Origin of the sequence: uncultured Ruegeria sp. (assembly GCF_947489545.1) — a bacterium.
Taxonomy (GTDB): domain Bacteria; phylum Pseudomonadota; class Alphaproteobacteria; order Rhodobacterales; family Rhodobacteraceae; genus Ruegeria.
Map to the genome: position 1 here is coordinate 137,774 of NZ_CANLDZ010000005.1, position 22,102 is coordinate 159,875.

23 protein-coding genes are annotated in these 22,102 nt (G+C 55.4%); 8 read left to right on the forward strand and 15 right to left on the reverse strand.

The genetic code is table 11. The features are described 5' to 3' along the window. Positions 1 to 40 precede the first annotated feature (40 nt). From Q1B13_RS09375 to tsf, 4 genes are all read left to right on the forward strand, one after another. A complete protein-coding gene (locus tag Q1B13_RS09375; RefSeq protein WP_299075341.1) occupies positions 41 to 796 on the forward strand; it encodes a GNAT family N-acyltransferase in 756 nt (251 codons plus the stop codon). After that, positions 783 to 1,637 carry a 1-acyl-sn-glycerol-3-phosphate acyltransferase gene (locus Q1B13_RS09380; protein ID WP_299075344.1) on the forward strand — a complete coding sequence of 285 codons (855 nt, stop codon included), beginning with the start codon at positions 783 to 785 and terminating at the stop codon, positions 1,635 to 1,637. The genes Q1B13_RS09375 and Q1B13_RS09380 overlap by 14 nt, the downstream gene beginning before the upstream one ends. Positions 1,638 to 1,803: 166 nt before the next feature. Continuing rightward, positions 1,804 to 2,613 (forward strand): 30S ribosomal protein S2, encoded by an 810-nt coding sequence (gene rpsB / locus Q1B13_RS09385; RefSeq protein ID WP_298935487.1) that lies wholly within the window; start codon positions 1,804 to 1,806, stop codon positions 2,611 to 2,613. A 76-nt stretch (positions 2,614 to 2,689) separates the two neighbouring features. After that, positions 2,690 to 3,565 carry a translation elongation factor Ts gene (tsf, locus tag Q1B13_RS09390; protein WP_299075347.1) on the forward strand — a complete coding sequence of 292 codons (876 nt, stop codon included), beginning with the start codon at positions 2,690 to 2,692 and terminating at the stop codon, positions 3,563 to 3,565. Positions 3,566 to 3,921: 356 nt separating this feature from the next. On the opposite strand, the gene Q1B13_RS09395 is transcribed toward tsf, so the two are convergent. The 3 genes from Q1B13_RS09395 to Q1B13_RS09405 all read right to left on the reverse strand — a co-directional run bounded on the left by Q1B13_RS09395 (position 3,922) and on the right by Q1B13_RS09405 (position 6,235). Continuing rightward, complete coding sequence (locus tag Q1B13_RS09395) at positions 3,922 to 4,677, reverse strand: LuxR family transcriptional regulator (protein WP_299075350.1); 756 nt, start codon at positions 4,675 to 4,677, stop codon at positions 3,922 to 3,924. Further along, complete coding sequence (aroQ, locus tag Q1B13_RS09400) at positions 4,674 to 5,123, reverse strand: type II 3-dehydroquinate dehydratase (protein ID WP_299075353.1); 450 nt, start codon at positions 5,121 to 5,123, stop codon at positions 4,674 to 4,676. The genes Q1B13_RS09395 and aroQ overlap by 4 nt, the downstream gene beginning before the upstream one ends. Positions 5,124 to 5,239: 116 nt before the next feature. Then, the gene (locus Q1B13_RS09405; protein WP_299075356.1) at positions 5,240 to 6,235 is read right to left on the reverse strand and encodes an NADPH:quinone oxidoreductase family protein; all 996 of its coding nucleotides are present in this window, start codon (positions 6,233 to 6,235) and stop codon (positions 5,240 to 5,242) included. A 144-nt stretch (positions 6,236 to 6,379) separates the two neighbouring features. Here Q1B13_RS09405 and Q1B13_RS09410 point away from each other — a divergent pair, with 144 nt between their 5' ends. Both Q1B13_RS09410 and Q1B13_RS09415 read left to right on the forward strand, forming a co-directional pair. Continuing rightward, positions 6,380 to 7,198: an SDR family NAD(P)-dependent oxidoreductase gene (locus tag Q1B13_RS09410; protein WP_299075359.1), complete on the forward strand. Its 819-nt coding sequence runs from the start codon at positions 6,380 to 6,382 to the stop codon at positions 7,196 to 7,198. Between the two features lie 15 nt (positions 7,199 to 7,213). Further along, a complete protein-coding gene (locus Q1B13_RS09415; RefSeq protein WP_299075362.1) occupies positions 7,214 to 8,245 on the forward strand; it encodes a phosphotransferase family protein in 1,032 nt (343 codons plus the stop codon). Positions 8,246 to 8,283: 38 nt separating this feature from the next. Here Q1B13_RS09415 and Q1B13_RS09420 read toward each other — a convergent pair whose 3' ends face one another. Further along, positions 8,284 to 8,889 (reverse strand): 2-hydroxychromene-2-carboxylate isomerase, encoded by a 606-nt coding sequence (locus Q1B13_RS09420; protein WP_299075365.1) that lies wholly within the window; start codon positions 8,887 to 8,889, stop codon positions 8,284 to 8,286. A gap of 202 nt (positions 8,890 to 9,091) precedes the next feature. Here Q1B13_RS09420 and Q1B13_RS09425 point away from each other — a divergent pair, with 202 nt between their 5' ends. After that, positions 9,092 to 10,324 (forward strand): serine hydrolase, encoded by a 1,233-nt coding sequence (locus Q1B13_RS09425; RefSeq protein ID WP_299075368.1) that lies wholly within the window; start codon positions 9,092 to 9,094, stop codon positions 10,322 to 10,324. 50 nt (positions 10,325 to 10,374) lie between these two features. Next, on the forward strand, positions 10,375 to 11,244 hold the full coding sequence (locus tag Q1B13_RS09430) for an acyl-CoA thioesterase II (RefSeq protein ID WP_299075371.1): 870 nt from the start codon (positions 10,375 to 10,377) through the stop codon (positions 11,242 to 11,244). On the opposite strand, the gene Q1B13_RS09435 is transcribed toward Q1B13_RS09430, so the two are convergent. The 11 genes from Q1B13_RS09435 to gmk all read right to left on the reverse strand — a co-directional run bounded on the left by Q1B13_RS09435 (position 11,241) and on the right by gmk (position 22,099). Next, positions 11,241 to 12,008 (reverse strand): SDR family oxidoreductase, encoded by a 768-nt coding sequence (locus Q1B13_RS09435; RefSeq protein WP_299075374.1) that lies wholly within the window; start codon positions 12,006 to 12,008, stop codon positions 11,241 to 11,243. The genes Q1B13_RS09430 and Q1B13_RS09435 overlap by 4 nt on opposite strands. A 116-nt stretch (positions 12,009 to 12,124) precedes the next feature. Next, the gene (locus Q1B13_RS09440) at positions 12,125 to 13,354 is read right to left on the reverse strand and encodes an acyl-CoA dehydrogenase (RefSeq protein WP_299075377.1); all 1,230 of its coding nucleotides are present in this window, start codon (positions 13,352 to 13,354) and stop codon (positions 12,125 to 12,127) included. Positions 13,355 to 13,488: 134 nt separating this feature from the next. Beyond that, entirely contained in the window at positions 13,489 to 14,178 is a 690-nt protein-coding gene (gene phoB, locus Q1B13_RS09445) for a phosphate regulon transcriptional regulator PhoB (protein ID WP_298935472.1), read from the reverse strand. Positions 14,179 to 14,190: 12 nt separating this feature from the next. After that, positions 14,191 to 14,892, reverse strand: coding sequence for a phosphate signaling complex protein PhoU (gene phoU, locus Q1B13_RS09450; protein ID WP_298935744.1), 702 nt, complete (start codon positions 14,890 to 14,892; stop codon positions 14,191 to 14,193). Between the two features lie 31 nt (positions 14,893 to 14,923). After that, positions 14,924 to 15,721 (reverse strand): phosphate ABC transporter ATP-binding protein PstB, encoded by a 798-nt coding sequence (gene pstB, locus Q1B13_RS09455; RefSeq protein ID WP_298935470.1) that lies wholly within the window; start codon positions 15,719 to 15,721, stop codon positions 14,924 to 14,926. A 15-nt stretch (positions 15,722 to 15,736) separates the two neighbouring features. Beyond that, complete coding sequence (pstA, locus tag Q1B13_RS09460) at positions 15,737 to 17,068, reverse strand: phosphate ABC transporter permease PstA (protein ID WP_299075380.1); 1,332 nt, start codon at positions 17,066 to 17,068, stop codon at positions 15,737 to 15,739. Further along, a complete protein-coding gene (gene pstC, locus Q1B13_RS09465; protein WP_299075383.1) occupies positions 17,065 to 18,537 on the reverse strand; it encodes a phosphate ABC transporter permease subunit PstC in 1,473 nt (490 codons plus the stop codon). Before pstC ends, pstA begins: the two co-directional genes overlap by 4 nt. Positions 18,538 to 18,625: 88 nt before the next feature. Then, positions 18,626 to 19,666 (reverse strand): substrate-binding domain-containing protein, encoded by a 1,041-nt coding sequence (locus tag Q1B13_RS09470; protein WP_298935467.1) that lies wholly within the window; start codon positions 19,664 to 19,666, stop codon positions 18,626 to 18,628. A gap of 196 nt (positions 19,667 to 19,862) precedes the next feature. Continuing rightward, complete coding sequence (locus tag Q1B13_RS09475; protein WP_299075386.1) at positions 19,863 to 20,909, reverse strand: ATP-binding protein; 1,047 nt, start codon at positions 20,907 to 20,909, stop codon at positions 19,863 to 19,865. A 27-nt stretch (positions 20,910 to 20,936) separates the two neighbouring features. Further along, positions 20,937 to 21,461 carry a gamma carbonic anhydrase family protein gene (locus tag Q1B13_RS09480; RefSeq protein ID WP_299075389.1) on the reverse strand — a complete coding sequence of 175 codons (525 nt, stop codon included), beginning with the start codon at positions 21,459 to 21,461 and terminating at the stop codon, positions 20,937 to 20,939. Beyond that, a complete protein-coding gene (gmk, locus tag Q1B13_RS09485; protein WP_299076634.1) occupies positions 21,458 to 22,099 on the reverse strand; it encodes a guanylate kinase in 642 nt (213 codons plus the stop codon). Before gmk ends, Q1B13_RS09480 begins: the two co-directional genes overlap by 4 nt. Between the last annotated feature and the right edge of the window lie 3 nt (positions 22,100 to 22,102).

Consider the following 22,102-nt stretch of genomic DNA (forward strand, 5'->3'; position numbering starts at 1 on the left):
GATATCTGCGCTTCAGAAACATAGGATCAATCTTTCTGACATGCCCGACGCAGGCCCTTCGTTTACTATACGACTTGCTGCCACAGCAGACGAGCTGCGCGCGGCGCAACGATTGCGCTATGACGTGTTCGTGCGCGAACTGGGCGGCGGTGGTGAGATGGTCGATCACGACGCCGGGTTGGAGCAGGACGAGTTTGACCCCTATTTCGACCATATGCTGGCCTATGATGACGCGACGAGCGAAGTCGTGGGCGTTTACAGGCTGTTACCGGGTGATCGTGCCGCAGAACTGGGGCAGTTCTACTCCGAGGCCGAGTACGATTTAACCGTTCTGAAACAAAGCGGCCGCAAGTTGTTGGAGCTCGGTCGGTCCTGTCTGCATCCGGATTACCGGGGCGGCACAGCAATGTATCATCTGTGGAATGGTCTTGCTGGTTATGTCGCAGAGCGTCAGATCGAGATCCTCTTTGGTGTGGCCAGTTTTCATGGCACAGAAGCAGGCGCGCTGGCGCAGCCACTGTCTATGCTGCACCACAATCACCTGGCTCCAGTTGATCTGCGAGTCAGGGCGCAGCCAGGAGTGTTTCAATCCATGAACCTGGTAAAACCTGAGGCTTTGGACCGTCGCGCGGCGATGGTTCAGGTGCCTGCGCTGATCAAGGCCTATCTGCGGCTCGGCGGTTTTGTGGGCGAGGGGGCGTTCATTGATCATGCGTTTAACACCACCGATGTATGTTTGATCCTGGATACCGCGCGCATGAACGAACGGCAGAAACGAATTTATGGCGGAGCGTGAGCCGTTGACTGCGCCCCTTTGGAACAGTGAAGACGCACCAGACCCGCTTGAGTTGGGTTTCGTCGGCTGCTGCCTTGTACTGTTGCGTGGGTTACCGTTGGCGATTTTCGTCTTCGGTGGGCTGATCATTCTCTTAATCCTCCGCGTGTTTGAACGCCCGTTTTTCGGAGTGCGCCGTCCTGTTACGCCTTACATAACTCAGTTTGTGTGCCGAAACGCGTTTCGCATTCTGGGCATGGGATTCCGAACGTCGGGCAGTTTGATGCGCGAACACGGAGCGGTGGTGGCAAACCATTCGTCATGGCTGGATATTTTTGCCCTTAACGCGCGCAAGCGGATTTACTTCGTGTCCAAAGCCGAAGTCGCAAAATGGCCGGGTATCGGCTGGCTGGCCCGGGCGACCGGAACCGTCTTCATCGAACGAAACCCAAAAAAAGCGCGTGAACAAACGCGGATTTTCGAAACAAGACTGAACGCTGGTCACAAATTGCTGTTCTTCCCCGAAGGCACCTCGACCGATGGATTGCGGGTTTTGCCCTTTAAAACAACGCTTTTTGCGGCATTCTTCGCAGATGAATTGCGCGATTTCATGTATGTGCAACCCGTGTCCGTCGTCTTTCACGCACCCAAAGGTCAGCCCGACAGGTTTTACGGCTGGTGGGGCGACATGGAATTTGGACCACATCTGTTGAAGACTTTGGGCGCACGCCGACAGGGATCGGTCGAGTTGATTTACCACTCTCCAGCTCGGGTGTGTGATTTCGAAAACCGCAAAGCTCTGGCAGCACATTGCGAAGAGGCGGTGCGACACGCGCATGCGCTGGCCCGGCTTGAAAAATAAGGGCATTTGGCCCTTGCACAGCCTTAAATCCTGCCGTATACGCGCGCCATTCAAACCCGCAGGCGGGGTTTGGGCTTTTTGAGGGAGACATCCTTATCTGGCCCGCCGGTTGGAGCATCCGCTTCTTTCACCCCCGCCGAGGCGTAAACCGGAAAAGGAAAATAGCATGGCTCTTCCCGAGTTCACCATGCGTCAGCTGCTGGAAGCTGGCGTTCACTTTGGTCACCAGACGCAGCGTTGGAACCCCCGCATGGGCCCGTTCATCTACGGCTCGCGCAATGGCATCCATATCATGGACCTGACCCAGACTGTTCCGATGCTGGATCAGGCTCTGCAGGCCGTTCGTGACACCGTTGCAAAAGGCGGTCGCGTACTGTTCGTTGGCACCAAGCGTCAGGCAGCGCAGCCGATCGCTGAAGCGGCTGAAAAGTCGGCTCAGTACTATATGAACCATCGCTGGCTGGGCGGAACGTTGACCAACTGGAAAACCGTTTCCCAGTCGATCAACCGTCTGAACCAGATCGACGAAGCGATGGAAACCGGCGCCGAAGGCCTCACCAAGAAAGAGCGTCTGGGCATGGAGCGTGACCAGGGCAAACTGCAAGCGTCGCTGGGCGGTATCCGCGAAATGGGCGGCGTCCCTGACCTGCTGTTCGTCATCGACGTCAAAAAAGAAGCATTGGCTATCGCCGAAGCCAACAAGCTGGGCATCCCGGTTGTGGCTGTTGTCGACACCAACTGCTCGCCTGATGGTGTTGATTACATCATCCCTGGCAACGATGACGCTGCGCGCGCCATCTCGCTGTATTGCGATCTGGCCGCACGTGCCGCTCTGGACGGCATGACCGCTCAGATGGGTGCTGCTGGTGTTGACCTGGGTGCATTCGAAGAAGCACCGGTTGAAGAGGTTGTTGCGGAAGAGCCTGCGGCTGAAGAGACCGCAGAAGCCGCTCCGGAAACCAAAGCCGAAGCGTAAGCTGCCCGTCACGTAAATGACATATGGGGCAGGGTAGACCTGCCCCAAATCCGTTTGAATTGAGGAGAGCCAAGAGATGGCAATCACAGCAGCAATGGTGAAAGAACTGCGCGACACAACCGGCGCAGGCATGATGGACGCAAAGAAAGCGCTGACCGAAACCGGCGGCAACATGGACGAAGCCATTGACTGGCTGCGCACCAAAGGCCTTGCCAAAGCAGCCAAGAAGTCGGGCCGTACCGCAGCCGAAGGTCTGGTTGCTGTTCATGTCAATGGCAACAACGGTGTTGCAGTGGAAGTGAACTCGGAAACCGACTTTGTCGGCAAGAACGCCGAGTTCCAGGAAATGGTTGGCAAAATCGCATATGCCGCCGAAGGCGTCGATAATGTCGAAGCTCTGCTGGCGGCTGATCTGGGCGGCAAGACCGTTGCAGACACGTTGACCGACAAGATCGCCACAATCGGTGAAAACATGTCGGTGCGCCGCATGTCAAAGCTGTCGGGCGACACCGTTGTATCCTACGTCCACAACGCGGCCACCAACGGTATGGGTAAAATCGGTGTTCTGGTTGCTCTGTCCGGTGGGGACGAAGCGATCGGCAAGCAGATTGCGATGCATATCGCAGCGGTAAACCCTGCGGCCCTGTCCGAAGCCGACATGGACCCGGCAGTTGTCGAGAAGGAAAAGCAGGTTCAGATGGACATCGCCCGCGAATCCGGCAAGCCGGAGCAGGTGATCGAAAAGATGATTGTTGGCCGTATGAAGAAATTCGTGGCGGAAGCAACTCTGCTGAACCAGGCGTTTGTTGTGAACCCTGACCTGACCGTTGAAGCGGCTGCCAAAGAAGCAGGCGCAACGATCACCGGCTTTGTCCGCCTGGAAGTTGGCGAAGGCATCGTGGTCGAGAAGGAAGACTTCGCAGCCGAAGTTGCAAAAGCCGCTCAGGGCTAATCAAAAAGGTAGGGCCCGTTCACGGCCCTATCACCAAGCTGAAACGGGTTACGCATCGCGTAGCCCGTTTTTTTAAGCCAATTCAATCCGCCATTAAACAAGATGTTGAATGGAGGGCCCCGCATGATGGGGATGTTCGAGGCCCCCCAAAATTCCGACACCGGTACGCGGATAAATAAACGCCCCCTTGTCAGAGTGATTGGAGAGCTCTGTTATTGCAAAGATCCAACCGAATGTTCCCTGGCTAAAGCCACCACTCACGGAACAAGGATACTGTGCAACTTTCCTGCCAGATTCGGATAGTCATGTTTTCCTTACCCTAGGTAAAGTGACGCAGTTTACGTCAAATCAGCGGCTCAGGCTTCGACGACAAACATCTGATTGTGTAATGATGCCTTAAGAACAGCCTGCGCCGTAGTTTCTACGGACAAGGCTTCTCGGGCAAGTCGCAGGTGTTTTTCCACCGTTGCAGAGGTCAGCCCCATCAACAACGCAATGTCTTGTGTCGTTTTGCCATCGCCGACCCATTGCAACGCCTCGCGCTGGCGTTTGGTCAGGCCACGGTTTGGCGGACTGTGAGGCAGGGTCAGGATCTTCAGATGGGCGACATTGTTTATCAGAAGAATGTCGTTTCCATGCTTCTCCCACACTTCATCAACATCATCCTGAGTTCTGCTATCTTCAGCAGACAACGAGATCGCGCCTTTTGAGCGGATGGAGACGGAGTTGAAGCTGACGGTATAGCCCGCGATAACACCCTTGGATTTATTGAAATCAATGACGCGCTGTTCCTGGGGCGTCAGAACCCCACTAGAGTCCATATCCTGAATCATATGCCAGCTTGCTGCGCCTTCATGGTCCAGCGCCCATTTCAGCATTGGCGCATGGAAATATAGTCCGTCGCCCAGAAATCCGTCTACATACGACCGGCTGTGGTTCGTCAGGATTGTGAAGTCTTCTGGATCCCCCAGCGACGTTGCGGTCCGAAACTGCGTGTAGCCATAGATCAACCGGTCGAACCCATATTCGGCCATTTGGCGGCAATGCGCGTCCCAGAGCTCTTCCAGAGTCTTGGCGTAGGTTACAAAGTGCAGGTATTCTTTGAGTTTCATGCGCCGGTCCCCGATGTCAGGTGGGCAGCCAGCGCGTCCAATGCGAAGATGTAGCCCTGGGGCCCAAAGCCGCAGATTTGGCCCAATGCAACGGGCGCAATGTAAGAGCTATGGCGGAACGCCTCACGCGCATGGATATTCGACAAATGCACTTCCACAACCGGCAATTCGACAGAGGCAATCGCGTCCATCAGGGCAATCGAGGTATGTGTGAAGGCGCCTGCGTTCACAATCAAGCCGTCCTGAACACCCCGAGCGGCGTGGATCGCGTCAATCAACACGCCTTCGTGGTTGGATTGCAGATGTGACACTTTCAGGCCGACAGACGCACCATGTTTGACGCAGCGATCCTCGATCATCCGTAAAGTGGTCGCACCATACACCTCTGGCTGGCGCGTACCCAGCAGGTTGAGGTTTGGCCCATTCAATACCAAAACGTCATGCATTACTAAATTGTCCCCATTAAACGTTCATAGTCATGAATTGGTATGGTTGTCCACCTGACTTTACCTCAGCGGGTCAAGGGTATTCGGGATACATGTTTCCGGCGTAAAGGATGGGTCTAATCCATGGTCACCACAAGTTTTCCCAAGGCAGATCGCTGAGACAAATTTTCCAGCGCTTCGGGCGCATCTCGCAGTGGAAACCGGGCGCTGATACGTGGCTTGATTTGACCCGCCGCATAGTACCCAAAAAGCTCTTTGACGTTCTCAGCATGCGCCTTTGGGTCCCGAAAGACGGACGCCCCCCAAAAGACGCCAACGATCTGACAGCCTTTCAGCAGCGCAAGGTTAAGCGGGATGTTCGGAATTCCGGCTGGGAAGCCAACCACAAGGTATCGACCTTTCCACGCCATACTGCGTAAAGCGGGTTCGGCGCAGGGCCCGCCAACCGCGTCATACACCACATCCACGCCACCGGACCCGGCCAGGGCCTTTATGTCATGCGCAAAAGACTTCTGTGCGTCCTTGTCCATTTCCCGCGGGTAGAGGATTGTGTCATCCGCCCCGATCTGGCGGCAAAACTCTGCCTTCTCAGGTGACGATACGGCTGCGATCACTCGGGCACCCATGGCCTTGCCCAGTTCAATAGCGGCAGACCCTACGCCACCTGCTGCGCCCAAAACCAGCAGAGTTTCGTTGGGTTGAATCGCAGCGCGATCCTTCAGGGCGTGATAGGACGTTCCGTAAGTGAAGATGAAACAGGCCGCGTCTTGATATGGCATCGCATCTGGAAATTTGAGTGCCGTCGCCGCCTTGACCACCGCCTGTGTCGCGAATCCACCATGCCCGGTCAACGCCAGGATACGATCTCCGACTGCGAACCCTGTGACCCCGTCACCCACAGCCAATACGTCGCCTGCGATTTCTCCGCCCGGGGCAAACGGGCGGGGCGGTTTCATTTGATACAAGTCCTGGATAATCAGAGTATCCGGAAAATTGACACCGGCGGCCTTTACACCGACTAGCAAATCACCCTTACCTTGTTTGAGATCGGGCAGGGTGGTCAGTTCCAATGTCTCGGGCCCGCCGGGGGCGACGCTGAGTAATGCTTGCATGTCGACTGCCTTGTCCCTGTTAATCTGTAAGGAAGAACTTTTGGTGCACCGACCTGGGTTGTCAACGGCGCAGACGCCCGGCTCCCGCAACGGCAAGTTCGGACACAGCAAATCGATGCACCGCACATAACTGAGGAGCAGACCATGACACCCGAAACACTTTTCTCGCTGCACGGTAAAACCGCATTGGTCACCGGAGGGGCAACAGGAATTGGCCGCATGGCAGCCGAAGCGTTGGTTCGGGCCGGAGCACATGTTCTGATCGCATCGCGCAAAGGCGACGCATGCGCTGCCGTGGCGGCCGAGCTAAACGCCTTGGATGCCCCGGGAAGCGCCGAGGGTTTTGCCGGTGATCTTGGCAGCAAGGAAGGGATCGATGATCTGGTGGATGACATTACTACACGCACGGATAAGCTTGATATTCTTATGAATAACTCGGGCACCTCCTGGGGTGCGCCTATGGGCCAGTTTCCGTACGAGGCTTGGGAAAAGGTCATGTCCGTCAATGTTGCCGGGATCTTCGAGCTTACCCAGAGACTTCTGCCGCTGCTGATGAAATCAGGATCGCCCGAAGATCCGGCACGGGTTGTCAATGTTGGTTCCGTCATGGGCGAAGTTCCAATGGGGGACGGTGCGTACAGCTATTCAGCATCAAAGGCGGCCGTTCTGCATCTGACCAAGGTCATGGCGAAGGAGCTTTCGCCCTATAACGTGACCGTTAACGCGTTGGCTCCGGGGCCGTTTGTATCCCGCATGACGGCTTTTGCTACGGCTGATGAGGGAACACGAGATAAGGTCGGTAAGTCTGTACCCTTGGGGCGCGTCGGGCGGGACGAAGACATCGCAGGATGTATGCTTTTTCTGTGCGGTCGAGGTGGCAGCTATGTCACCGGTGCTGTGATTCCAGTTTCTGGTGGTATCAATGTGGTAACTGCCGGCAATATCTTTGCCGAGGCCATGTAATCGCGAGTACAGAAAATGAGCAAAGACGATACGTTAGATCTACCCGCTGTAGATGCTTATCTGTCAGCGCATCTAAGTGGCTATCAAGGCCCATTGGAGGCGTCAAAATTCTCGGTGGGTCAATCCAATCCGACTTATGAACTGCGCACTCCGAACCGGTCTTACGTTTTGCGCCGAAAACCACCCGGAACCCTGTTGAAATCAGCCCATGCCGTTGATCGCGAATTCCGTGTGCAGCGCGCGATAGCGGGCAGCAAGGTCCCCGTGCCGGAAATGTACCTTCTTTGCGAAGATGACAGTGTCATCGGCTCGACCTTCTATGTAATGGAGCATCTTCAGGGCCGGATCTTTCTTGAACCCACGATGAAGGATGAAAGCAACACAGCCCGGACCGCCATTCTGGACGAGATGAACCGTGTTTTGGCTGAGCTTCATATGGTGGATATAGGCGCTGCCGGTCTGACTGACTACGGACCTACCGGGAACTATTTTGAGCGGCAAATCTCTCGGTGGACCAAGCAGTATCGCGCGTCAGAGACCGCAGTGATTGTTGACATGGATAGGCTGATTTCGGCTTTGGACGCCTCGATTCCAGCGGATGACGGGCAAAGAACACTGGTCCACGGAGATTACCGGATCGATAACCTGATGTTCGCCCCAGGCAGAGCCAAATGCATCGGAGTGCTCGACTGGGAATTGTCAACAATTGGGCACCCTTACGCCGATCTGGCTGCTGTCATCATGCAATGGCAGATGCCACCGGGCAAAGAAGGGCGCGGCTTGGCCGGCATCGATCGCGAAAGCCTGGGCCTGCCAAGTGATCAGGCCTTTGTCGCGCAGTATTGCGAACGGCGCGGAATCGACCGGATTGAGAATTTTGGATTCTACCTGGCGTTCAATTTTTTCCGCATGGCGGGCATTCTGCAGGGTGTTTACAAGCGCGCTTTGGACGGTAACGCGTCTGACCCCAAACGCGCCCAAGCATTTGGCGCCTATGTCCCCGTCTTCGCGCAGCATGGGTTGGCGGCACTGAACACAAGATTATGAAAGTTCAATAACATACTGTTATTAAATAATTAAAAGGTCTACTTTGTATTGGACAACTCAAGTTCAAGGTTCGCAAGGCTGTTCTTACCAAAAAACATCTCATCACCGATGAACATGCTGGGCACCCCGAATACGCCGCGTTTGACGGCCGCCTTGGTTCGATCTTTCAGTTTTTGTTTTGTGTCCGCGCTTCCTATCGCCTCATGTGTTTTTCGGACCGGCAGCCCATTCTCGTGCAGAATTTCGGTTAGCACACCCATCTCGTCAACCTTTTGACCATGCACCCAAATCGCATCAAATATGGCGTCTATATATTTGACTTCCCATGATTTTCCCGAAGCAAAGTAAGCGCCACGCATTGCAAACCGTGTGTTCAACGGAAAATGCGGGCTCATGTGAAAGTTCAATCCGCGGCGACGGGCAAACCGGTGCAGATCATGTGTCAGATAGGCCGATTTCTGGCGGTTTTCCGAGAACGCATGAAAAGGACTTTGGTTGTTGGTGGCTTTGAACACGCCGGACAACAGCACCGGGACATAGTTGATCGCAACCTTGTGCCGCTTGGCCAGACCCGGCAACAATTTATGGGCCAGGAAAGCGTTGGGACTGCAAAAATCGAAGACGAAATCGATGGTTTGGGCCATGTTGGTCCTCCGGAAAGACGGCAAATCGTCGGGTTGCAAGAGCGTATGGCGAATCTGAGACGTCGGTAGTCTAACACTTGAAACAGCCGCTGTACCCAGTGCAATCGGCCCAGACGTCAGTTGCCGGGGCTTGCAATTTTCACTGTTGTTTCAGCGCCCAAGCAACCATGATCGTAGCAGATCATATGAGGTTCGATCTTCAATGCCCGACGTAAATACGACATTTGAACAGACACGGCTAAACCACATCTGCACGTGGATGGACAGCTATGTTGATCAGCGGAAATACGCGGGCAGTTCGGTGGTGGTGTTTCACCAAGGTCGCGAAGTGTTTTTCCATGCGACCGGATTGCGAGACGTCGAAGACAACCTGTCGTTTGAAAGGGATACGCTGGTTCGCATCTACTCAATGACCAAACCCGTCACGTCTGTTGCGATCATGATGCTGGCAGAACAGGGCTTGTTCCATCTGGATGCGCCTCTATCAGATTTCGTTCCCGGCTTCGACAACATGCAGGCGCTTGTTCCGGATGCGCAGCGGTTGGACCAAACCCAGGACGCCACAACACCGACTGTGCACCAGCTACTGATACACACCGCTGGTTTCAGCTACCCGTTCAATCCCGGGCTGTTACCCGCCGCGATGGACGACCAAGACCTGTTATTTAAGCCAAATCAGGGTCTGTTAAAGGACCGAGTGGCTGATTTGGCTGATCTGCCTCTGGCCTTTCAACCTGGAACCCGCTGGGAATACTCGGTCAGTTTAGATGTGCTCGGGCGCGTGATCGAGGTCGTCTCGGGAAAGTCTCTGGATGTGTTCTTTGAGCAAGAGGTTTTTGCACCGCTAAACATGCGGAACAGCGGGTTCTCGGTCGCAACAGGGGCAGGGGATCGATTTGCGTCGCTTTACACTCCGCTGGCTGGTGACGCGATGGCGTTGAATTCAGCCGATGCAGGCACGGATACCTTGCGTCTTGTCGATCGCGCCGGACATTCACCTTTTGAAAACACGACTACTTTTTCCGGTGGTGGAGGATTGATCAGCACAATCGACGATTACGCAAGGTTTGCCGAAATGCTACGGACCGGAGGCACTGGAAACGGTCACCGATTGCTGGGACCGAAGACCGTAGAATTTATGATGCTCAATCACTTACCGGGCGACATTGCATCTATGGGACCGCAAAGCTTTGCCGAACAACCGATGGAAGGTATGGGCTTTGGCCTAGGCGGTTCCGTCGTCTTGAACCCGGGCAGGGTCCGCGTGCCCGGATCCGTCGGAGATTTCAGCTGGGGCGGCATGGCATCGACCTATTTCTGGATTGATCGGGAAAATGACCTGACTGCCGTTTTCTTTACTCAATTGTCACCGTCCAGTTCATACCCGTCACGTGCAGAGCTTAAGGCGCTTGTCCTTGCGGCGATGATTGATTGATGCCGCGGCGGCTGATACGCCAAGTGAGACCAAAGATTGATGAGTAGACCATGACCGAAGCCGAACGCATTCTTCTTGATCTTCTAAACGTTGAACGTCTTGAGGTTGATCTGTTTCGCGGTACCGGTTCAGGTGGCGAAACCCCGACACGTATTTTCGGCGGACAGGTGATTGCTCAGGCACTCGCAGCGGCCTATCGCACTGTCGATGACAGGCTGTGTCATTCGCTGCATGCCTATTTCATTCGCCCGGGGGATCCAACCATTCCCGTTATTTATCAGGTTGATAGAGCGCGAGATGGAGGTTCTTTTACAACGCGGCGGGTGGTTGCAATTCAGCATGGAAAACAAATTCTGAACATGTCCGCGTCGTTTCACATCAAAGACGAAGGTTGGGATCATCAGCACCCTATGCCGGATCTGGATACCCCGGAAAGCTATCCGGCGCGGACGGAGTTGCGACAGAAATACCTGGATCGCGTGCCCGAACGAATGCGATCCGAGCTGATCCGCGAACGCCCAATCGAAGTCCGGGAAGTCGATCATCTGGATCCGTTCAACCCGGCGGTATCGGATGATCGCAATCAGATTTGGTTCCGAATGGGAGCCGCCGCATCGGCGGACGCAAAAACACAGCATTTGCTGCTGGCATATGCCTCGGACATGAACCTGATGAGTTCAGGAATGCGCCCACATGGGCTGAGCTGGTTTACTGGCGAGGTCAATGGCGCCAGTCTGGACCACACCATCTGGTTTCACGCACCGGTGCATTTTGATAACTGGCACCTTTATGCAATGGATTCGCCTTGGTCGGGGCAGGGGCGGAACTTTAATCGCGGGTCGATATACACCGAAGATGGCGTTTTGGTCGCTTCTGTTGCGCAAGAAGGCCTTATGCGCAGAGCGCAGAAGAAACCTTAGGTATTCTCGACAAACACCTGATTTAACTTCATCATTCCTCCAAGCCATCGGTCGTAATCATCGGATTTCAGCCGTATATAGTCCAACACCTGAGGATGTGGGAGAACCAGAAACTGTTCTTCGCGGATCGCATCAACACAGGCTTGCGCCACGTCTTCAGGCTCTAGCATGCCGTCGATTGCGGCCACCGAATTTTCATGTCCTCGGGTCATTTCTGATCGTACTGCTTGTGGGCACAAAACTGAAACCCGCAGGCCCTGGTGCCCATAGGTCAGCGACAACCATTCGGCAAATCCGACCGCTGCATGCTTTGTGACGCCGTATGGAGCCGCGCCAGGTTGATTCAACAAGCCAGCCGCAGACGCGGTTGTCATAATGTATCCGCCACCGCGCGCGGTCATCCGAGGAACCAGATGACGCGCTGTCCAAACGTGGGACATTACGTTGATCTTCCAGATTCGATCCCAGTCTTCATCCGGGACATCCAGACCGCCAAGCGTCAGAATTCCGGCATTTGCACAGAACAGGTCAATCGGACCGACTGTGTTTTCGACGTGTTCGATCAGAGATTTGATCTCATCCTCGCTGGAGACGTCGCAGCGCAGGGCATGTCCACCGATGGCTTCCGCGACCAAACGCGCTCCGGCATCGTCGATATCCGCACAAACGACACTTGCGCCTTCATGTGCAAATCGTTCTGCCAGACCTTTGCCAATACCTTGTGCGGCGCCTGTGACGACAACAGTTTTCCCGGTCAGATCCATGTGACGCTCCAAATCTCGGATTCAACACTGCATGGTAAGGCGTTGGTTCTAAAATTAAAGTGCAGTGTAATGACATTTATTTACCATAATACCAATTACACGCATTATACTAAAGCTCAGTAAAAGGCCTGCAATCCTGTCTGTGCCCGCCCCAGGATCAACGCATGTACATCATGCGTGCCCTCATAGGTGTTCACTGTCTCAAGGTTGACCATGTGGCGGATAACCTGAAACTCAAGCGAAATCCCGTTTCCACCGTGCATGTCACGTGCCATCCGCGCGATGTCCAACGCTTTTCCGCAGTTGTTGCGCTTCACAATAGAAACCATCTCCGGCGCGGCTTCGGCCTGATCCATCAGGCGACCGACGCGCAAGCTGCCTTGCAGCCCCAAAGCGATCTCGGTCTGCATATCTGCGAGCTTGCGTTGGAACAGTTGCGTTTGCGCCAATGGCTTGTCAAATTGCTTGCGATCCAGCCCATATTGAAGCGCCGCATGCCAGCAACATTCTGCAGCGCCCATAACGCCCCAGCTGATACCAAACCGGGCACGATTTAGACACCCAAACGGTCCCTTGAGGCCCTGCACATGGGGCAGCAATGCGCCCTCGCCCACTTCAACACCGTCCAGAACGATTTCGCCGGTGATCGACGCGCGAAGGCTTAGCTTATTTTGGATTTTGGGTGCACTCAGACCCTTCACGCCTTTGTCCAGAACAAAGCCGCGAATTTTGCCGTCATGGGCATCTGATTTCGCCCAGACCACAAAGACGTCAGCGATCGGAGAGTTCGAAATCCACATCTTGCTGCCGGTCAATCGGTAGCCGCCGTCAATCTTCTCGGCCCGGGTTTTCATGCCCGCCGGGTCAGACCCTGCGTCCGGCTCGGTCAGGCCAAAACACCCGATCCACTCGCCACTGGCCAGCTTGGGCAGATACTTTTGGCGCTGTTCCTCGCTGCCATAGGCATAGATCGGGTACATCACCAGAGAGCTTTGCACCGACATCATCGAACGATAGCCCGAATCCACACGTTCGACTTCACGTGCGACCAGGCCATAGGCGACATAGCCCGCGCCGATGCCGCCGTATTCTTCAGGAATGGTCGTTCCCAACAGGCCCATTTCGCCCATTTCCCGAAAGATCCCGGGTTCGGTTTCTTCGTTCTGAAACGCCTCGGTCACGCGGGGTTGCAGTTTTTCCTGCGCGTACGCCCGCGCACTGTCGGCGATCATGCGTTCGTCTTCGGTCAATTGATCGGCCAAACGGAACGGATCATCCCACGCAAACTGCCCCAGATCGGGCACATCCTTGGCGCGCAAGGTTGGTTTGGTGCTGGGGGCGTTCATGGGGCTTCTCCGGGGTTGGCAATTTTGCCAAAGCCTACCGCGCGCCCGCTGAAAGTTACAGCAAGAGTTTCGCACCTTCCCATGAGTAAAAGTCATGGGCCAGGGTCCGTAGCAAAGGCCCCTGCCCGATCACTTCAGCCCAAGGCGTATCCTGCACCGCGCACCGTGCGCACAGGATCTTCACCGCCATGTTGCGTTAACGCCTTGCGCAGCCGTCCGATATGAACGTCGACGGTGCGCGTATCGACATAGATGTCGCGCCCCCAGACCCGGTCCAGCAGTTGCTCGCGACTCCAGACACGACCGGGTTTTTCCATGAATGTGCTGAGCAAACGAAACTCAGTCGGACCAAGCTTCAACGGCATACTGCCACGGCTGACCTTGTGGGTTTCAGAATCCAGCACAATGTCATCAAATTCCAGCCGTATCCCTACAGTCGCGGGGCGAACCCGGCGCAGCTGGGTCCGTACACGGGCCATCAACTCCACGATCGAGTACGGTTTGACCACGTAGTCATCTGCGCCGGTTTCCAGCCCGCGCACTTTGTCGACCTCTTCAGAACGGGCCGACAACATGATGATCGGGATGGAGCGTGTATCCGGCCGGGTCTTGAGGCGTCGGCATACCTCGATGCCGCTGAGATTGGGCATCATCCAATCCAGTACGATGATGTCTGGGCTTTCTTCGTCGACCAGCAGCATCGCTTCGTCGCCGCTGGCGGCTTTTGAGACGCGAAACCCTTCGGCCTCAAGGTTGTATGCCAAAACTTCGCGCTGAGCGAGCTCATCCTCGACCACCAGTACACTCGGTTGATCAGCAGACATTGCCTTCGTCCTCTAGACAGTTTGCGATGTGTTATCAGCTTTGGGCCGGGCTTCGGCCGGACGTTCGCCGGTCACCAGGTAGACGACTTGTTCTGCAATAGCAGTCACGTGATCACCCATACGCTCGATGTTTTTGGCGATGAAATGCAAGTGCATACAGGCCGAAATGTTGCGCGGATCTTCTGCCATAAAGGTCAGGAACTCGCGGAACAGGCCATTGTACATCTGGTCCACTTCCTGGTCACGCTCGATGACATCTGACGCCAGTTCAGAATCGCGCTGGATGTAGGCATCCAGTGCATCACGCAGCATCATCTCTACCTCGCGAGCCATTCGGCGCAACGCTGCCGCGCTGCCGTTGATTTCCGTTGCAGTGACCAGAACCGTGGTTCGTTTTGCAATGTTTTTTGAGTAATCGCCAATACGTTCGAGGTTGCCTGAGACTTTCATCACCGACAGGACAAGCCGCAAATCACTGGCTGTCGGCGATCGCAATGCGATCAATCGCGCGGTCTCTTCGTTGACGAGCTCTTCCAGCTCATCAATGGCCTTATCCTTCTGGCGAACTTCTTGCGCCAATTCTTCGTCTCGGGTTTCGAGCGAGCGTGCAGCACCCGTAATCGATTCCTCGACGAGGCCACCCATCTTCATGATATGGGCCTGAATGGTTTCAAGATCGCGGTCAAAAGCGGATGCGATATGTTGGTCGGACATTTGATTATCGGTCATTTCTGATTACCTATGCTCAGCCGATCCGGCCGGTGATGTAGCTTTCCGTGCGGGGGTCAACAGGGTTGGTAAAAATCTGACCGGTTTCGCCAAACTCAACCAGACTGCCCAGATGGAAGAAAGCCGTCTTCTGGCTGACGCGGGCGGCCTGTTGCATCGAGTGCGTCACGATCACAACCGAATACTGTTCGCGCAATTCGTCGATCAGCTCTTCGACTTGGGCTGTTGCGATTGGGTCTAATGCCGAACAGGGCTCGTCCATCAACAAAACTTCTGGCTCTGTTGCCACCGCGCGGGCAATGCACAGGCGCTGTTGCTGACCGCCAGACAGGCCAGTGCCCGGCGCATCCAGGCGATCCTTGACTTCGTCCCAGATCGCACCGCGACGCAAAGATTTCTCGACGATGTCGTCCAAGTCCGCCTTGTTTTTGGCAAGGCCATGAATACGCGGACCATATGCAACGTTGTCGTAGATCGATTTGGGAAACGGGTTTGGTTTCTGAAAAACCATTCCGACCTTGGCGCGCAGCTGCACCGGATCGACACGCTTGTCGTAGATGTCTTCACCATCCAGTTTGAACGACCCTTTGACGCGGGCAATGTCGATTGTGTCGTTCATCCGGTTCAAACAGCGCAGAAACGTGGATTTGCCGCAGCCGGACGGACCGATAAAGGCCGTCACGGTCTTGTCTTCGATATCGACGTTCACGTCTTTGATCGCGTGGGTCTCACCATAGTGGACCTGGCAGTCACGGCACTCCAGCTTGATCTTGTTGGTGTCCACTTGTCTCTCCACTCGCGTCATATCGTTCATTGTAACATCCCCCATTTACCAGCGACGTTCAAAGCGCCGGCGCAGGATAATTGCGATAATGTTCATGGTCAGCAGGAACATCAGAAGGATGATGATCCCACCCCAGGCTTTTTCGTAAAAGGCAACATCAGCGCGCGAGGCCCAGGTATAAATCTGGGCTGGCATGGCCGAGTTCGCTTCGGTGAAACCCGCAACAAACCCATCCGGATATCCTCGCGCCACAAAGCCTACCATACCGATCAACAACAGCGGCGCGGTTTCACCAAGTGCCTGTGCCAGACCGATAATGGTACCTGTCAGAATACCAGGGGCCGCCAGCGGTAAAACATGATGGAAGACTGCCTGCATTTTCGAGGCCCCTACCCCCAATGCCGCATCCCGGATCGACGGCGGAACCGCCTTAAGCGACGCGCGTGTTGAGATGATGATTGTCGGCAATGTCATCAGTGTCAGAACCAATCCGCCAACTAGCGGCGCCGATTGCGGCAGGTGCATGAACTGGATGAAAACCGCCAGACCAAGGATACCGAACACAATGGACGGGACCGCAGCAAGGTTCGAGATATTGACTTCAATGAGATCGGTAAACCGGTTCTGCGGCGCGAATTCTTCCAGATAGATCGAGGCCGCGACACCAATTGGCAGGGAAAGGGCCAGAACCACCAGCATCATGAAAAAGGACCCGACAACGGACGCCCCGATACCTGCACCACCCGGATTGTCGACGCCTGAATCCGCGCCAGTGATAAAGGGCCAGTTGAATGCCTGTTTGATGATCCCCGCTTTTTCCATCGCATCCACAAGGTCAAGGTCACTTTTTTGCAAGAACCTGCTGTCTTGCATCGCCTCTCGTGTCACGCGGCCTTTGTAGTATCCATCAACCCTGCTGGATGCAGCCAGATCAAACCGCACCGGCTGCCCCAGTTTGTCGGGGTTCTCGCTGTAGAACGTACGGATCGTGCCACCCACCTTGCCCAACAGGCGTTCGATGGCGTCTTCGTTGATGTCGACGTTCAAGCCGCGTTCATCCAGTTCGGTTTTGAGCGCGGTGACGAACAGGTTAGAATACGCCTTTGTCTTGAACAGCTCGCTTTCCGCCTCTTCGCGGTCCTGTTGGGTCAGTGTGAACTCCACGCTCACAACCGTGCGCTTGAACGCCGGAATGCCTTCCGACAGGATCGATGTGAAAAGGACAACCAGAAAGAACAAGCCGGTTGCAATCGCAATGATCCCGTAAGCCTGAAACCGTTTTTCGGCTTGCGCACGCTTGCGCGTCCGCGCATCGGGTGCCGTAAGCGAGACAGAGTGACGGCCCTTTTCCGGGGTTGGCATGCTTGCGTCGGTCATTCGTACTGCTCCCGGTATTTGCGCACGATGTAGAGGGCGAAGACGTTCAGGCCCAGCGTGATGATGAAGAGTGTCATTCCAAGCGCAAACGCCACAAGCGCTTCTGGTGAGGCGAAATCGGCGTCACCAGTCAGCTGGCTGACGATCTTTGCGGTCACGGTTGTCATGGCTTCGAACGGGTTAAGGCTGAGGCGCGCGGCCGCGCCTGCCCCCAGCACCACAATCATGGTTTCGCCAATGGCCCGTGACGCGGCCAACAGGATCGCGCCAACAATGCCCGGCAATGCGGCGGGGAGAACCACCTGTCGAATGGTTTCCGACTGCGTAGCGCCTAAGCCGTATGACCCATCACGCATCGCCTGCGGCACCGCATTTATGATGTCGTCCGACAGCGATGAGACGAAAGGAATGAGCATGATTCCCATAACCAGCCCCGCCGTCATCACGGCAGTTCCAGCTTTCATCCAACCCAACCCGCCATCGCCGAAAATACCCAGCAAAAGCGGGCCGACCGTCAGCAAGGCGAACAGGCCATAGACGATAGTGGGAATACCAGCGAGCACCTCAAGCAGCGGTTTGGCAAAGGCGCGCACACGGGGCGAGGCGTATTCGCTCAGGTAGATCGCGGCAAACAGGCCGATCGGAACAGCCACCAAAAGCGCGACGATCGAAATGTAAAGCGTGCCCCAAAGCAGCGGGAGAACACCCAAAGCAGATGACCCGCCACGCCCCGAGAAACTCGGTGACCAGGTCAGGCCAAAAAAGAAGTCGGTCGCGGGGTATAGCTTGAAGAATTCCCACGTATTGAAGACCAGCGACAGAACGATTCCGACTGTTGTCAGGATGGCGATCGACGCAGCAGCCAGCAGCAGAACGCGAATACCTTGTTCGACAACATTGCGTGCACGGTACTCGGAATGGGTTTGACGCCAGCTGAATGCCGCCCCTAGCAGCGCAGCGGCAATCACGACAATCGACATGATCAAGTAGCCGGTGGAATTCAAGATCCGGTAACTTTGTGCCGCCATGAGAACTGGCTGTGTGATGTTTGACGTGACAACTTGCCCGGCATCTTTGAGGCGCTGCGTCATATCCGCAACATCGGCACGGGCGTTTCGGGCCAGTTCTTCGGTGATGTCGCCTTGTGCAACGGCGTTGTCCAATCCAAACGCCGTACGCCGAACTTCGGCCATCACGAGGCTGCGTGATGAGCCTTCTTTGATGACACTGTCAGGGATTGTTTTAGAAACCTGAGAGGAAACGTAAAGCGGTTGCGCCAGAAGCCAAATGATCAGCAGACCAAAGGCCGGCACAACCGCCTTCAAAGCAACATTTGCGCCGTAGAACACCGGCAGGGAGTGCAGATCGCGGCTGTCGCCTCCGGCGCTTTGCAATGCACGAGACCGCCCGAGCACGTACCCGATTGCTGCGATCGCCATGACGATCAGAAAAAGCCAGAGTATTGGCATGCCACCCTCACTGGTCCGGTTGGGGAATTCGAGAAAAGCGTGGGGCGCCGTTCAGATCGCCCCACACTATGTCAGACCAATGTCCGGCTTAGCTGCCGGAACCCATGGTTGCTTCGTTTGCAATCGCGTCTTGCGTCGATGCCAGTTCAGGGTCTGCCACCAGGCCATAATTGGCCAGCGGGCCGGAACCGCCAGCGATTTCGTCAGCGACGAAGAACTGAGCGTATTCTTTCAAGCCCGGGATCACGCCGATATGTGCTTTCTTGACGTAAAAGAACAGCGGGCGCGAAACCGGATATTCACCCGACGCGATGGTTTCGGTCGACGGTGCGACGTCGCCCATGGTCGCGACTTTCAGCTTGTCGGTGTTGTTCTCGTAGAACGCCAGACCAAACACGCCAATGCCGTTCGGGTTGGTGTCGATACGCGCCAGAGTTTCAGTGTAGTCGCCGTCGATATCAACCGACTTGCCATCGGTCCGAACGTCAAGGCATGCGTCCTCGGCATCGTCTTCGCTCATGCCGCCAGCAATCATGGCTTCCATGGCGCCTGTGGTTTCACAACCGGCCAGCAGAACCTTGTCTTCGAACACTTCGCGGGTACCGTGCTTGGTGCCAGGGATGAACATTGCGATTTCAACGTCAGGCAGGTCGCCATTGAACTCGGCCCAGTTGTTGAAGCTGTTATCAACCAACGCGCCATCTTTCATCACTTTGGAACCGATGGCGTTGTAGATATCGGCCGGCTGGAACGCGGTGAATGCAGGGCCCGACTGCTGGCTGGCGAACACGATGCCATCATAGCCGATGCGCACTTCCATGATGTCGGTAACACCGTTGTCGGCACAGGCTTTGATTTCTTTTTCGCGGATGGCGCGTGATGCGTTTGCAACGTCGATGGTGTTTTCACCAACACCTTCACAGAAACGCTTCAGGCCGGCAGAAGAACCACCCGATTCAACAACAGGCGTTGGGAAGTCGGTGTTTTCTCCAAACAACTCGGCGACGATCGATGCGTACGGCAGCACGGTCGACGACCCTGCAACCTGAACATTGTCACGAGCAGCAGCAGTTGTTGCCGATACAGCAGCGATGGCAAGAGCCGAAGCCGACAGTTTTGCAAAGGACATTTCAGTCTCCTTGAGAAAGTACATTTGCGATCACCCCCATGATGATCCTGAGCGCACCCCTATGGATCGTGCGTAAGCCTTTTGTGACAAGTGTGTAACGGTTTCATGACAAGCGGCGAGTTTCACCGGTATGATGACAAAAATCATTTTGGGTTGAGGGAAGGCTGACGGCATTGGTTCAGATATTTGAAGCAGCCTAGCGCGGCAAAATCACTGTAAAAACAGACCCTTTTCCCAGATCACTTTCCACGCGCAAACGTCCTCGATGGCGATTCACGATGTGTTTTACAATCGCGAGCCCCAAACCGGTTCCGCCCAGTTGCCGCGACCGATGACTGTCGGCGCGATAGAATCGCTCGGTCAGGCGGGGCAAGTGGACGGCATCGATTCCCGGGCCTTTGTCGATGATCTGCACGCGCACTGCGGGTCCTCGCATCGCCGTGTCCCTTTCGGAGGCCGAGACCAGAACCTCAACACTTTCGCCGCTTCCGCCGTACTTGATGGCGTTTTCAATCAGGTTGGTGAAGACCTGCCGCAACTGATCGCTATCCCCGGGCACCGAGATCGGTCCAGCCGCAGCATTCAACGACAAGGATACACCGGCATCTTCCGCCAGGGGCCGCAGTGAATTCAATGTCGATTGCAACAACCCCGTCAGTTCCAACTCTTCCTTGGGACGCACACGCTCTTCGCTTTCGACCCGGTTCAGGGACAGCAAGTCACCGACCAGGCGGTTCATCCGGTTGGCTTCTTCGTCCATAATCTGGAGGAACCGTTCCCGCGCGGCATCATCATCGCGGGCTGGCCCCCGCAGAGTTTCGATAAACCCCATCAGCGCGGTAAGTGGTGTGCGCAATTCGTGGCTGACATTTGCCACAAAGTCGCGGCGCATCTGACTGGCCTGATCCAGATGTGTGACATCCTGAAAGATCGCCAGAACTGCCCCACCAGATACGGTACCAACGCCGTTCACGTAGCGGCATTGAACCTCAAATGTCGTGTCCTGCGCCCCGTCATTCGACAAATGCCGTGTTTTGGTGGGACCTTTGGTACGCAGGCATTGCTCCATCGCCTCGATCACCTGTGGTTGCCGGAGAATGGTGGCGAAGTGCCGACCCTGAATATTCTGGCTGAGCAGTGTCTTCCCATCCGTATTGGCCGCAATAATGCGTTCGGTCTGATCGACCATCAATGCCGGCATAGGAATGGCTGACACTAGTTCTTCAAGTAAGTCTGTGGACATGGTTTGGAACTCTGATTGTCAAAGTACCTAAGAGGTTTGTGTCAACGTTTCACGAAACAAGCGCATGTTTTCCTGATAGTGTAGCGCGCTAAACGTAATTTTCCGTGCAGCGGCGTCGTCCAGTTGTCGAACAACCTTACCGGGCGACCCCATAACAAGGGAATTGTCCGGGATCTCTTTGTTTTCAGTGATCAGCGCCCCTGCCCCAATCAGGCAGTTCTTTCCGATCTTTGCGCCGTTCAGAACGATGGCACCCATTCCGATCAGGGTGTTGTCACCAATCGTACAGCCATGCAGCATAACCTTGTGCCCGATGGTGCAGTTCTGACCGATGATCAAAGGATATCCGGCGTCGATATGCATGACGCAGTTTTCCTGAACGTTGCTGCCAGCACCTACACGGATCTCTTCATGATCGGCCCGGATCGTGCATCCAAACCAGACCGAAGCGCCCTGCTCCAGGACAACTTTCCCGACCAGATTGGCATCCGGTGCCACCCAGGTGTCTTCGTGAATCTGCGGCGTGTGCTCGCCCAACGCGTAGAGTGTCATGACAATCCCTCAAATTCGTTTTGCAGGGTTCTTACATGGTCTTGTAGGCTGGGCTGCTGGATCCGTCGCATCCGTTCTGCGCTGACGATTGTCTTCAGCTTGTCTTCGGTTGCATCCAGATCGTCATTCACCAGAACGTAGTCGTAATACCCCCAGTGGCTGATCTCGTCCCAGCTTTTGAGCATGCGTTTAGCGATTACGTCTTCGCTGTCCTGACCACGTGTTTCCAGCCGGCGTCGCAGCTCTGGGATCGATGGAGGCAGAATGAAGATCGACAGCGCGTGCTTTCCCAGATCCGAGTTCCTGATCTGAACCTCGCCCTGCCAATCCACATCGAACAACACATCCCGTCCTGCATTGATCGATTCCCGCACCGGTCCTGCAGGCGAGCCGTAGAAGTTGCCGAACACGTGGGCATGTTCCAGCATCTGACCTTCGGACACCTGCTGTCTGAAGGCATCCTCGCTGAGGAAGTAATACTCGCGCCCATGCTCTTCTCCGGGGCGCGGGTCGCGGGTCGTCGCGGACACCGAAAACTCCAGGTCGCTGTCCCATGCCATCAGCCGTCGCGCCAAAGTGGACTTTCCCGCCCCTGAAGGCGAGGAGAGAATAATTAGTAGACCCCGGCGGTGCGCCATTTC

Excerpts from the sequence above, each read along its gene's own strand:
- Q1B13_RS09375 (WP_299075341.1), top strand. The coding sequence starts at position 41 with ATGCCCGACGCAGGCCCTTCGTTTACTATACGACTTGCTGCCACAGCA.
- Q1B13_RS09380 (WP_299075344.1), top strand. The coding sequence starts at position 783 with ATGGCGGAGCGTGAGCCGTTGACTGCGCCCCTTTGGAACAGTGAAGAC.
- rpsB (WP_298935487.1), top strand. The coding sequence starts at position 1,804 with ATGGCTCTTCCCGAGTTCACCATGCGTCAGCTGCTGGAAGCTGGCGTT.
- tsf (WP_299075347.1), top strand. The coding sequence starts at position 2,690 with ATGGCAATCACAGCAGCAATGGTGAAAGAACTGCGCGACACAACCGGC.
- Q1B13_RS09395 (WP_299075350.1), bottom strand. The coding sequence starts at position 4,677 with ATGAAACTCAAAGAATACCTGCACTTTGTAACCTACGCCAAGACTCTG.
- aroQ (WP_299075353.1), bottom strand. The coding sequence starts at position 5,123 with ATGCATGACGTTTTGGTATTGAATGGGCCAAACCTCAACCTGCTGGGT.
- Q1B13_RS09405 (WP_299075356.1), bottom strand. The coding sequence starts at position 6,235 with ATGCAAGCATTACTCAGCGTCGCCCCCGGCGGGCCCGAGACATTGGAA.
- Q1B13_RS09410 (WP_299075359.1), top strand. The coding sequence starts at position 6,380 with ATGACACCCGAAACACTTTTCTCGCTGCACGGTAAAACCGCATTGGTC.
- Q1B13_RS09415 (WP_299075362.1), top strand. The coding sequence starts at position 7,214 with ATGAGCAAAGACGATACGTTAGATCTACCCGCTGTAGATGCTTATCTG.
- Q1B13_RS09420 (WP_299075365.1), bottom strand. The coding sequence starts at position 8,889 with ATGGCCCAAACCATCGATTTCGTCTTCGATTTTTGCAGTCCCAACGCT.
- Q1B13_RS09425 (WP_299075368.1), top strand. The coding sequence starts at position 9,092 with ATGCCCGACGTAAATACGACATTTGAACAGACACGGCTAAACCACATC.
- Q1B13_RS09430 (WP_299075371.1), top strand. The coding sequence starts at position 10,375 with ATGACCGAAGCCGAACGCATTCTTCTTGATCTTCTAAACGTTGAACGT.
- Q1B13_RS09435 (WP_299075374.1), bottom strand. The coding sequence starts at position 12,008 with ATGGATCTGACCGGGAAAACTGTTGTCGTCACAGGCGCCGCACAAGGT.
- Q1B13_RS09440 (WP_299075377.1), bottom strand. The coding sequence starts at position 13,354 with ATGAACGCCCCCAGCACCAAACCAACCTTGCGCGCCAAGGATGTGCCC.
- phoB (WP_298935472.1), bottom strand. The coding sequence starts at position 14,178 with ATGTCTGCTGATCAACCGAGTGTACTGGTGGTCGAGGATGAGCTCGCT.
- phoU (WP_298935744.1), bottom strand. The coding sequence starts at position 14,892 with ATGTCCGACCAACATATCGCATCCGCTTTTGACCGCGATCTTGAAACC.
- pstB (WP_298935470.1), bottom strand. The coding sequence starts at position 15,721 with ATGAACGATATGACGCGAGTGGAGAGACAAGTGGACACCAACAAGATC.
- pstA (WP_299075380.1), bottom strand. The coding sequence starts at position 17,068 with ATGACCGACGCAAGCATGCCAACCCCGGAAAAGGGCCGTCACTCTGTC.
- pstC (WP_299075383.1), bottom strand. The coding sequence starts at position 18,537 with ATGCCAATACTCTGGCTTTTTCTGATCGTCATGGCGATCGCAGCAATC.
- Q1B13_RS09470 (WP_298935467.1), bottom strand. The coding sequence starts at position 19,666 with ATGTCCTTTGCAAAACTGTCGGCTTCGGCTCTTGCCATCGCTGCTGTA.
- Q1B13_RS09475 (WP_299075386.1), bottom strand. The coding sequence starts at position 20,909 with ATGTCCACAGACTTACTTGAAGAACTAGTGTCAGCCATTCCTATGCCG.
- Q1B13_RS09480 (WP_299075389.1), bottom strand. The coding sequence starts at position 21,461 with ATGACACTCTACGCGTTGGGCGAGCACACGCCGCAGATTCACGAAGAC.
- gmk (WP_299076634.1), bottom strand. The coding sequence starts at position 22,099 with ATGGCGCACCGCCGGGGTCTACTAATTATTCTCTCCTCGCCTTCAGGG.